This window comes from Streptomyces sp. NPDC048411, from assembly GCF_040704695.1.
Taxonomy (GTDB): domain Bacteria; phylum Actinomycetota; class Actinomycetes; order Streptomycetales; family Streptomycetaceae; genus Streptomyces.
The window spans coordinates 1-10,511 of record NZ_JBEZKL010000188.1; the positions used below are offsets into that span (position 1 = coordinate 1).

At 67.4% G+C, this 10,511-nt stretch carries 8 protein-coding genes, 2 pseudogenes and 1 riboswitch; of the genes and pseudogenes, 5 read left to right on the forward strand and 5 right to left on the reverse strand.

What is annotated here, in order from left to right:
• Positions 1-116: 116 nt before the first annotated feature.
• On the reverse strand, positions 117-698 hold the full coding sequence (locus AB0915_RS35855) for a GNAT family N-acetyltransferase (RefSeq protein WP_366695093.1): 582 nt from the start codon (positions 696-698) through the stop codon (positions 117-119).
• Between the two features lie 213 nt (positions 699-911).
• Here AB0915_RS35855 and AB0915_RS35860 point away from each other — a divergent pair, with 213 nt between their 5' ends.
• Entirely contained in the window at positions 912-1,991 is a 1,080-nt protein-coding gene (locus tag AB0915_RS35860; RefSeq protein WP_366695095.1) for a dihydrodipicolinate reductase, read from the forward strand.
• Positions 1,988-2,467 carry a carboxymuconolactone decarboxylase family protein gene (locus tag AB0915_RS35865; protein WP_366695097.1) on the forward strand — a complete coding sequence of 160 codons (480 nt, stop codon included), beginning with the start codon at positions 1,988-1,990 and terminating at the stop codon, positions 2,465-2,467. The genes AB0915_RS35860 and AB0915_RS35865 overlap by 4 nt, the downstream gene beginning before the upstream one ends.
• 3 nt (positions 2,468-2,470) lie before the next feature.
• Here the strand turns inward: AB0915_RS35865 and AB0915_RS35870 are convergent, their stop codons facing one another.
• Together AB0915_RS35870 and AB0915_RS35875 are read right to left on the reverse strand one after the other, a co-directional pair.
• Positions 2,471-4,114 (reverse strand): GMC oxidoreductase, encoded by a 1,644-nt coding sequence (locus AB0915_RS35870; RefSeq protein WP_366695099.1) that lies wholly within the window; start codon positions 4,112-4,114, stop codon positions 2,471-2,473.
• Between the two features lie 506 nt (positions 4,115-4,620).
• Entirely contained in the window at positions 4,621-5,388 is a 768-nt protein-coding gene (locus AB0915_RS35875; protein ID WP_366695101.1) for a LysM peptidoglycan-binding domain-containing protein, read from the reverse strand.
• A gap of 4 nt (positions 5,389-5,392) precedes the next feature.
• A riboswitch (cyclic di-AMP (ydaO/yuaA leader) is annotated at positions 5,393-5,578 on the reverse strand.
• Between the two features lie 572 nt (positions 5,579-6,150).
• Here AB0915_RS35875 and AB0915_RS35880 point away from each other — a divergent pair.
• Entirely contained in the window at positions 6,151-7,104 is a 954-nt protein-coding gene (locus AB0915_RS35880) for a DUF5996 family protein (RefSeq protein ID WP_366695103.1), read from the forward strand.
• Positions 7,105-7,256: 152 nt separating this feature from the next.
• Here the strand turns inward: AB0915_RS35880 and AB0915_RS35885 are convergent, their stop codons facing one another.
• Positions 7,257-8,483: an aromatic acid exporter family protein gene (locus AB0915_RS35885; RefSeq protein ID WP_366695105.1), complete on the reverse strand. Its 1,227-nt coding sequence runs from the start codon at positions 8,481-8,483 to the stop codon at positions 7,257-7,259.
• A gap of 432 nt (positions 8,484-8,915) precedes the next feature.
• Between AB0915_RS35885 and AB0915_RS35890 the strand changes: the two are divergent.
• Together AB0915_RS35890 and AB0915_RS35895 are read left to right on the forward strand one after the other, a co-directional pair.
• Positions 8,916-9,077 (forward strand): annotated as a pseudogene (locus AB0915_RS35890) (glycosyl transferase family 28); the annotation flags it as partial.
• Between the two features lie 449 nt (positions 9,078-9,526).
• On the forward strand, positions 9,527-10,147 hold the full coding sequence (locus AB0915_RS35895; RefSeq protein ID WP_366695107.1) for an L-threonylcarbamoyladenylate synthase: 621 nt from the start codon (positions 9,527-9,529) through the stop codon (positions 10,145-10,147).
• Positions 10,148-10,419: 272 nt separating this feature from the next.
• On the opposite strand, the pseudogene AB0915_RS35900 reads toward AB0915_RS35895, so the two are convergent.
• Positions 10,420-10,511, reverse strand: a pseudogene (locus AB0915_RS35900) (lytic transglycosylase); the annotation flags it as partial.

Consider the following 10,511-nt stretch of genomic DNA (forward strand, 5'->3'; position numbering starts at 1 on the left):
AGCTCGCCCGCCGCGTACTGCTTGCGGATCACCTTTTTATCGAACTTCCCGACACTGGTCTTCGGCACCGCCGGAATCATCGACCAGCGCTCCGGTCCCGAGCGCACGGCGTCCCGTCAGCCCTGACGGACACGGGCATGGACGTGCATGTCGTGCCAGCCGTCCGCATGCAGCGCCGCCCCGCGACGGACGCCCTCCTCCTCGAACCCGGCCTTGACCGCGACGCGGCAGGATGCGCGATTGGCGGTCGAGTGCTCGAGTTCGAGGCGGTGAAAACCTCCCGGACCCAACGCCCAGCGGGCCAGCGCCCTGACCGCGCGAGGGCAGACACCATTGCCGCGCGCTGACGGCACCATCCAGTAGGCGACGTCGGCCGTGCCGTCCGCAAGGTCGAACGACTTCAAGGACATCCTGCCCAGCAACGTGTCACCTCCGGCGTCGACGACCGCCCAGTGACCGCCCGTCTCCTCCCGCCACCCGCGCTGCCAGGCCACGATCCAGTCCCGTGTCTCCTCCACGGAGTCAGCCGTACGCACATGCCAACGCTGAATCGCGGGATCCTGGAACGCCTCCAGCACCGCCGGAGCGTCATCAAGCGTCCAGGGGCGCAGCAACGCATCACCCTCGACCGGCAGGACCGGCTGATCGGACGTGGCAAGAGCGCCGACGGAAATCGCGGGAGCAACCAGGGAGGGCATGACCGGCATTATCCAGGGCCGGGGACACGGCATGCGTCACACGCGAGAGCTCGGCGGGCCTGCCCTTTGCGGTGAGCCGCCCGCCCCGGCTCATCCTCAGGTTGCGCCTGCAAGCCACGTGCGCCAGACATGGCGGCCGGCCCCTGCCCCGCCCGGCAAACTTGTCGCGTCGCGGCACTAGGAAGTGACAGGCCCTCTCGCTACCCTCCGCGCATGATTTCCACGGTTGTCTGGGGCACGGGAAATGTCGGCCGCGCCGCGATCCGCGCTGTCGAGGCCCATCCGGCGCTCGAGCTCACCGCCGTACTCGTCCACAACCCCGACAAGGTGGGGCGCGACGCGGGCGAACTCGGTGGGCTCGGTCGTCCGCTGGGGGTCACGGCGGTGGACGACGTCGATGCCGTGCTGGCCACCGGTCCCCGGGCCGTCGTGTACGCCGCGTCCGGCGACATCCGCCCCGACGAGGCCCTCGCCGACATCAGCAGGGCGATCCGGGCCGGAGCCGTGGTTGTCACCCCCGCGCTGTACGCACTGTACGACCAGTTGGGCGCCCCGCCGGAGCTGCGGGATCCGGTGCTGGCCGCCGTCGCGGAGGGTGGCGGCTCGCTGTTCGTCTCCGGTGTCGACCCCGGCTGGGGCAACGACGTCCTCCCCTTGCTGATCAGCGGACTCGGCACCTCCGTCGACGTGATCCGCTGTCAGGAGATCTTCGACTACTCCACGTACGACCAGGAGGAATCGGTCCGGCACCTGGTCGGCATGGGCCAGCCGATGGAGTACGAGCCGCTGATGCTCGCACCGACCGTCCCGACCATGGTGTGGGGAGGACAGATACGGCTGATGGCCAGGGCACTGGGAGCCGAACTCGACGACATCCGCGAGACGTTGGACCGACGCCCACTCGACGCCACGGTGAGCACCAGGACCATGGGCACGTTCGAGGCCGGCACCCAGGGCGCCGTGCGGTTCGAAGTGAAGGGCATCGTCGGGGGCGAACCCCGCATCGTCATCGAGCACATCACGCGCATCCACCCCTCCTGCGCACCGGACTGGCCGACGCCGCCCGACGGGGACGGCGCACATCGAGTCATCATCGAGGGCCGCCCGCGCATCGAGGTCACGGTCGAAGCCACCGACGAGGGCGAGAACAGGTCCGCGGGCGGGAACGCCACCGCGGTCGGCCGGCTCGTGAGCGCCATCGACTGGCTCGTGGACGCGGAACCAGGACTTTACGACGCGCTCGACGTCCCGCTGCGCCCAGCAGTCGGCAGGCTCGGAAGGAGACATCCATGAACATCGACATCCCCGAGGGCAAGGACGCGATCGAGTACGTGTGGGGTGAGATGGTGCCGGGGATCGGGATCGCCGCATCGAACTTCTCGCTGTCGGTGTACGCCCACACGACCCTGGGACTGCGCGAGTTCGAAGCCGCGCGGTTGCGGATCGCCCAGATCAACGGGTGCGCCTTCTGCCTCGACTGGCGGACCGAACGGGACGGCGTGAAGGTCGAGGAGGAATTCGCCGACGCGGTGACCCAGTGGCGTACCACCGACGTGTTCGACGACCGGACCCGATTGGCCGCCGAATACGCCGAGCGGTACGCCCTGGATCACCACAACCTCGACGACGCGTTCTGGTCCCGGATGACCGCGCACTACAGCCAGCCCGAGATCGTGGAGCTGAGCATGAGCATCGGATCATGGCTGGCGTTCGGCCGGCTCAACCATGTGCTGGGCCTCGACACCAGGTGCGCGCTTCCCGGCCGTTGACCGTCACAGGTCGGTGGCGATGATCTTCTCGATGTTCCGTTCGGCGAGCGCGGTGATGGTGACGAACGGATTGACGCTGGTGTTGCCGGGGATCAGCGAGCCGTCGATGACATACAGGCCGGAGTAGCCGTGCAGGCGGCCGTAGTTGTCCGTGGCCCGGTTCAGCACCGCGCCGCCGAGCGGATGGTACGTGAGGTGGTCGCCCCAGATCTTGTAGGTGCCGAAGAGATCGGTCCGGTAGATCGTCCCCTCCTTCTGGTTGATCCGGTCGAAGATCGTCCTGGCGGCATCGATGGACGGCTGCTTCCAGGCGGTCTGCCAGTTCAGGTCGACCGTGCCGGTCGCGGCGTTCCAGGAGAACGCGGCCCGGTTCGGGTTCTTGGTGATGGACAGGTAGAACGACGCGTACGTCTCGATCCCGGTGGGCAGCGGCGCGACTTCGGCGAACGCGCCACCGGCAGCCCAGTTGTCGATGCCGCCCGTGGGAATGGACGCCTGGAGGCTGCCGGTCGGGTCCCACATGTGGTTGGCCCGGCCGCACATGACATTGCCGTTGTCGCCCCACCCTTGACCGATCTCGTTGTTCAGGCCGGCGAGCGCGCCGGTGGCCTTCAGCTTCACCAGCAGCTTGCTGGTGCCCACGCTGCCGGCCGCGAAGAACACCCGGTCGGCGGTCACCGTCTTGGTGGCCGTGGTGACACCGCCGGTGTCGATCTGGTCGATGACGACCGTGTAACCGCCACCTGTCGCCGTGGCGACCGAAGTGACCTTGTGGAGCGGCGAGATGACGACCCTGCCGGTGGCCCTGATCCGGTCGATGTACGTCTTCTGCAGCGACTTCTTGCCGTAGTTGTTGCCGTAGAGGATCTCGCCGGCCAGCGCCGACTTGGGGACGGTTCCGGCCTCTTCCTGCTTCATGTAGTCCCAGTCGTACACGGTGGGCACGAAGACGAACGGGAAGCCGGAACGCTGGGCCTGCTCACGGCCGACCCGGGCGTACTGGTAGCACGCGGCGGTGTCGAACCAGGCCGGGTCGATGGTGCCGGCCCCGAGCCCGGCATTGGCGCGCGGGTAGTAGATGTCGTACATCTCGTCGGCGTCCACCGACGGGAGAATGGCTCCGAAGTTCTCACGCTTGGGAGTGACCGCCATCCCACCGTTGACCAGCGAGCCGCCACCGACGCCGCGGCCCTGGTAGACGGTGATCCCGCTGAACTCCTCGGCGTCGAGGATCCCCGTGGCGCGAGTGATGTTCTTGTCGATGGGGAAGCCGAGGAAGTTGCTGAGGGGCTGCTTGGTCCTGGTGCGGAGCCAGTACGACCGACTGTCCGGGGAGGTCGTGTTGGCGAAGATCTTGCCGTCCGGGCCGGGGGTGTCCCAGGCCATGCCCATTTCGACCATGTGCACGTCGACGCCTGCCTGCGCGAGACGCAGCGCGGCAACGGAGCCGCCGTATCCGGTGCCGATGACCAGGGCCGGGACATGGGCCCCGGAGTCGATCGGGGCGGTTGCGGAGCCGACCCCGGCCTGGGCCGGGGTGGTGTGACCCGCGAGGGCCACGGCTCCTAAAATAGAACCAGTTCCTGCGATGAACCTTCGACGCGAAACGCCCTTGGGGCCTGCATTGTGCATGGTAAAGTCACTCATGTGACACGCCTCACTCTCCAGAGAGTGAAACTGGTTCTACTGCTGTTCGCGCGTTAAGTCACTACATACCGATGGGTAACATGCGCCCGACGGAGGCGCCCCGGATCAATGCCGTGCGTCAGGCGGGCCGGCCTCAGTGGCCCGAACCTGGTCCCACCCTAGGCATCGATTCGATTGATCCATGACCATTCACAGGTGACCGATCGGGTCGGCCTGGCCATATCGGCGTTGGGTGTTCTGCTCTGCCTCATGCTCGTCATGGGTGCGCTGCAGGCGTATCCGGCCGGAGATGAGTCGGGATGGTCAGTCGCGTGTGCATGCCTGCTGCAGGCCACTACTCTCTGGCAGCTGGTGCGTGACATCCGACGACGCCGCCGGATGCGAAGCGAGGCGGGCTGACTTCTCGACTTCTGCATGGTCTCCCGTGCACTACACCGACGGGAACGGGTGGCGAAGCCCCATCGGACCCTCGCCACCCGTCATGCCTGAATCAACGCAACCGGGCGTCAGTAGGCCCCGAACACGTTGTCGATCGAGCCGTACTTGGCGGCGGCGTAGTTGCACGCGGCCGTGATGTTGGCGACCGGGTCGTAGGGGTCCATCGACGTACCGGGCACATGGTAGGCCCGGAACGTGGGGTCGATGACCTGCAGGAGCCCCTTGGACGGCGTGCCCTTGGCGGCGTTCGAGTCCCAGTTGTTGATGGCCCGGGGGTTGCCCGCGGACTCGCGCATGATGTTGCGGTGGATGCCATTGTAGCTGCCGGGGATGCCGTGCTGGGCCATGACGGCCAGCGACTCCTTGATCCAGCCGTCGAGGTCGTTCGTGTACGTCGCAGGCTTCGCGGTGACGGCAGCGGCGGTACTCGTGGCCGTCGTGGACTCGACTGCCGCGGGCGCGGTGGCGCCGATGGTGAGCTTCTGGCCCGCGTGAAGGACGCCGGGGTCTGCTCCGATGACCGCTCGATTGTCCTTGTACAGCTGCTGCCAACCGCCGCTCACGGAATAGCTCAGGGCGATCTTGTAAAGGGAATCGCCGGCTATCACGGAATAGACGGTGGGCGTAGCTGCCCGCACGGCAGTCGGCTTGGCGGGGGCGGCAGCGGGCGCCACTGTCTTGGCGACGGCGGCGGTGGCAGGCTGCGCCGGCGCTGCCGAGGCAACGGTTGCCCCGATCATCGGAAGCGCGAGAGCGGCTCCGCCCGTGCTCACGGCGATGAATCCGCGAGTCAGCGAACTGGACTTACGACGACGGTGGTTAACCTGTGCGGGCATGGCGCATTCCTCTCCGTCGCCTACGAGGTGAGCTGTCGGGTTGAGGCTGGAGTTGCCTCGCCGTATGGGAATACGACTTCACCCCTAGCCGTTCCGGATACCGGATCGGCGGATTGCGCGGGTCCCCCGCTCCTGCCGTACGTGAATGGTCGGGTTCCCGGACGGCGGCAGGATTCGGCGTTCCATCCGGATTGACGGTGACCGTAGGCGAGAAACTCCGACCTGAACAAGCCCCCATTTCTCGATCACAATTCATTTACAAGATCGAGTCGCGGAAATTTTCGCAATCCACCCCGGTCCGCAAAGCCAACTTTCTTGGCGCAGAAGGGAACCGGGCGACACGTCGCTGCGTCCGCGGGCCCGGAAGGTGACTCTCGCCACTCGGTCCGAAAAGGGCGATTTGCCCGGCGCGCAGACCCTCGGGCCTGCTCGGGTTACGCATTCACCAGAGCAGCGAGCAACTTCCCTTTATCGCCAAAATTGCGACATTCAGGAGATTTTGGCGTCAGGGGCAGGCACCCGGCCTTCGACTCGCCGGGAAGGGCGTCCCCGGGGAAACGGCCGGGAGCGACCGCGCGTCACCCGCCTGCGCCGACTGCGGCGCGCGAGTGGCCGCCCACCGGCCAGGTCGTGCAGGTTCACGCGAACGACACCATGGCGGCCGCACGAGATGCCGCACACCTTCGGCGTGGCCATGATGGTGCGGAAGAACGCCCTGCCCACCCGCCGGAACCGTCCGGCAGCACGAGAGAGGTGATGGCGATGGAGCTGTTCCCGCCCATGCCGCTCGCCGAGTGGCGTGACACCAAAGAGACGCTCCACCGCTTCGCGCAGGTCGTCGGAAAGATCCGCCTCGCGGCCAGTGTCCGGCGCAATCACTGGTGGAACGTTCCGTTTCACCTCACGGGCCGCGGTATCACCACCCGCCCCATGGGGCAGATCGACGGAAACCCGATTTTCACGGTGGACTTCGACTTCGTCGGCCATCGACTCGTCATCACAAGACTGGACGGCGTGATGGTCTCGTTCCCGCTTTCGGGCCAGTCCGTGGCGTCCTTCCACCAGAAGGTCATGGCTGCCCTGGACACGCTGGGCATCAAGGTGGATATCAATTTGCCCAAGCCATTCGATCTGCCTGACGCCGACCGGCCGTTCGCCGAGGATACGGAGCACGCGGCATACGATCCCGAACAGGCCAACCGGTATTGGCAGGTCCTCAGTCAAGTGGCCCTGGTACTGGAGGAATTCGCCGCGCGATTTTCGGGGAAAGTCAGCCCCGTGCACCATTTCTGGCACACCTTCGATATTGCTCACACCCGCTTTGCGGAGCGTCAGATCGACCAGCCCCAGCAGATCGACCCGGTGACGCGAGAGGCCTACTCCCGGGAAGTGATCAGCTTCGGTTTCTGGTTCGGTGACGACACGTTCGCCGCGCCCGCGTTCTACTCGTACACCGCTCCCGAACCGGCGCGGCTGGCGGAGGAACCGCTCACTCCGGTGTCGGCGCAATGGGTGGATCGTGGCGGCAGCCACCTGGCGGTGCTGCCGTACGACGCGGCCCGCACCGAGAGCGATCCCCGTGCGGCCGTACTCGCCTTCTACGAAAGCGCCTATCAGGCCGGAGCGGGGCGCGCCGGCTGGGACATCGACCGTCTCGCCTGTCCCGGCGGGATCACCGATCCGTGCCTGAGGACCCGTGCGTCTGCCGGTGGGTGAGGAGCGCGGCTTCAGTGCAGCTGCCGCTCCCGGTCCGCGGGGACCTTGCCCTGGGGACCCGGGGTCGGCTGGGCGACCGGATGCGAGGTGGGCAGGAGCCGCTCCAATCCCTCGTCATATTCCTCGGTCTCGATCTCGCCTCGCCCTCACCCTCACCCTCCCGGGACGGTCGGCTGCGGGGCCCGGTGGCTGCCGAGCCGCCGCCGCAGTGCGGCGAGCCGGGGACGGCGTTCGTGCAGTTCAGCGGAGTGGCGGTCGAGTTCCTCGCCAAGGCGTTCAGCGCGTTTGTCGATGTCCAGCTCATCGAGAATGCGGTCGACCTCGGCGAGCAGCGCACCGTGCAGTTGCCACTGTCGGGGGTGCTCCTGGACGTCCTCCAGCAGAAGGTCGGCCACCACGTCCCGAGTGGCGCGACTGGCGGCCAGTGCGGCGGCAAGTCGCGACTCCGCCTCCTCGGCATTGGCGGACACCGGGGTGGTGATCAGCGTGGAGAAGCTCTCGATGGCGTCGGCCATCTGCGCGAAGAGTTCCCGGAGCGAAGCGGCCACGTCCTGCGGGAACATGGTTTCCCCGGTCCGGGCTTTGGCCAGGTCCGTCAGCGTGCGGGCCAGCACACGGAGGACAACGGCACAGATCTCCAGTGTGTCGAGTCCGGTACGCAGGACGATGCGGTACAGAAGGCCCTGCCGGATCCGGGGGTTGAGCAGGAGGCTCTCCTCGGCCTGCCGGAGCGAGGCGTCGACGGCCACGATGTCGTGGTCCAGTCTGCGGGCGTCGTGCAGTCTCGCCGCCGCCTCCGGGACGGAGATGTGGCCGCCGACCTCCTCGCCAATGGCCCGGAACATCCGTCCCATCTCCCGCGCCAGTTCGTCGATGGACACGCCCGCGTTCTGCACCCATACGGGCGGTGCGAGCAGGTTGAACAACAGGCCGACGCCCGCACCGATCAGGGTCTCCAGAACGCGGTCCCAGGCGGTGGCGGCGACCTGGGAGACGCCGAGGACGAGCATCGCGCTGATGGCGACTTCCGGCACGAACTCGTCCACCCGCACCATCCGTCCGATGATCAGCGAGCTGAAGATCGTCAGACCCAGGCTCCACCAGTTCAGACCCACCAGGGCGCTGAAGCCGATGGCGATGAGCACCCCGACGACGACGGAGTTGACGCGCCGGATGCCCGTGGTGAGTGTCGCGTACAGGGTGACCTGGACGACGAGGAGCGCGGTCAGTGGAGCCGTCAGCGGTACAGGCTGAGGAAGGGTCCACACCGCGACGACATAGGAGATGACCGCGGCCGCCGTCGAGCGCAGGGTCTGCGCCGCGACAGGCTCGGTGGTCTGCCGTACGAGCTTGATCACGGGTGCGGAGAGTTCAGGCATTTCACTCTCCTTCCCTCGTACGTCTGCTTGCAGCACCACGAATCCACCGGACGGGTTGCGCGTGGGCCCCGTCACCGGGTCCGTACCGCCGCCGGGGAGCGGTGGGCGGGCAGCAAGGCGGGACGGCAGCGGATTGCCGGAAGTCGGCGCAATGCGGCCCTGTGGGTGTGGGTAACCGATCCCTACGCTCGTGCCATGCGTGTCCTTGTCGCCTCGACCAGCGGATCGGGCCACTTCAGCCCGCTTGTCCCGTTCCTCGACGCCTGCGCGGCGCGTGGGGACGATGTCCTCGTCGTCGCGCCGCCGAAGCTCGAACCGTTACTGGCGGCCCGGAAACAGCCCGACCGCATCGGCGGGGAGCCGCCGGAGGCCGAGCTCGTGCCGCTGATGATGCGGGTGTTGGGGCTGCCCGCGGACGAGGGCGTGTCCCTGATGACCAGGGAGGTGTTCGGCAGACTGTGCATCACCGCCATGCTGCCGACGCTGGAGGAGCTCTGCCGGGAGTGGCGGCCGGATCTCGTCCTGCACGAGATGTACGAGCTCGCATCGGTGGTGGCGGCCGAGCGGCACGGTGTCCCCCATGCCCAGGTCGCCGTTTCTGCCGCGCAGTTCGCCGAGTCCACCGACGAACTGCTCCGCCCGGTACTCGATTCGCACGGTGCGGGCATCGCGGAACGGCTCCGGTCCTCCCCGCATCTGACCCGGCTCCCCGCTTCCCTGGACCCCTCGCCGTACGCGGTGAGCCGGCGCTACCATCAGCCACCCGTCCCGAACGCCCTGCCGGACCGGTGGCACGCCGGCAAAGAACCGCTCGTCTACGTCACGCTCGGCACCGAGGTGGGCGGCATGCCGAACGCCTCCGCCCTGTACCGGGCGGTACTGGCGTCCGTGAGCGGGCTGACGGAAGAGTTCGACGGCCGCCGAACCATGCCCGGGGCATGGCGGTCGTACGTCGCCGCCCTGCACCGGACTCGCCGGGGTTCTCGCCGACGTCCCCGATCCTGTTCCTCACCACGGCAGTCCGGATCACATAAGCTCGGACAATGGCGAAGTACTTCGACGTGCACCCCGAAAATCCTCAGCGGCGCACCATCAGCACGGTGGCTGAGACCATCCGCTCCGGTGCGCTCGTCGCGTACCCGACGGACTCCTGCTACGCACTGGGATGCCAGCTGGGCAACCGTGACGGCATCGGCCGGATCCGTTCGATCCGGAACCTCGACGACCGTCACCACTTCACCCTGATGTGCCAGGACTTCGCGCAGCTCGGTCAGTTCGTACACGTCGACAACGATGTGTTCCGCGCGATCAAGGCAGCCACGCCCGGGAGCTACACCTTCATCCTCCCGGCGACGAAGGAGGTGCCGCGTCAGCTGCTGCACCCGAAGAAAAAGACGGTCGGAGTCCGCATTCCCGACCACGTGGTTACCCAGGCCCTGGTCTCCGAGCTCGGTGAGCCGCTGCTCTCCAGCACCCTGCTCCTGCCCGACGAGGACGAGCCGATGACACAGGGCTGGGAGATCAAGGAGCGGCTCGACCACGAAGTCGACGCGGTGGTCGACTCGGGTGACTGCGGCACCGAACCCACGACGGTCATCGACTTCTCCGAAGGCGAAGCCACGATCGTGCGCCGAGGAGCAGGCGACACCACACGGTTCGAGTAGCCGTACACCGACGGCATCACCACGTTCGAGGCATGGGACCGCGTGCCCCTGCCTCGGATGCCACGTGGTCGGCCTCCACGCGCTCAGCCGTCTCCGCCCTCAGGGTCCGGGCCCAACGGGTGTGCGTGGACCGGGATGAACCTGCCCGCCGAGCGGGCCTGTTCGAGGGCGGGGAGCCCGGGAAGACCCCCATGCCTATGTCTCGGTCACCACGTCAGGACAGGACCGGGGCATGTTCTGGCCGGGTTCGGCCGTACTACCGGCACGTCCGGTCAGTAGGCCGAGTTGACGTGGTCGATGGAGCCGTAGCGGTGGGCGGCGTAGTTGGCGGCGGCGGTGATGTTGGCGACCGGGTCGTAGATGT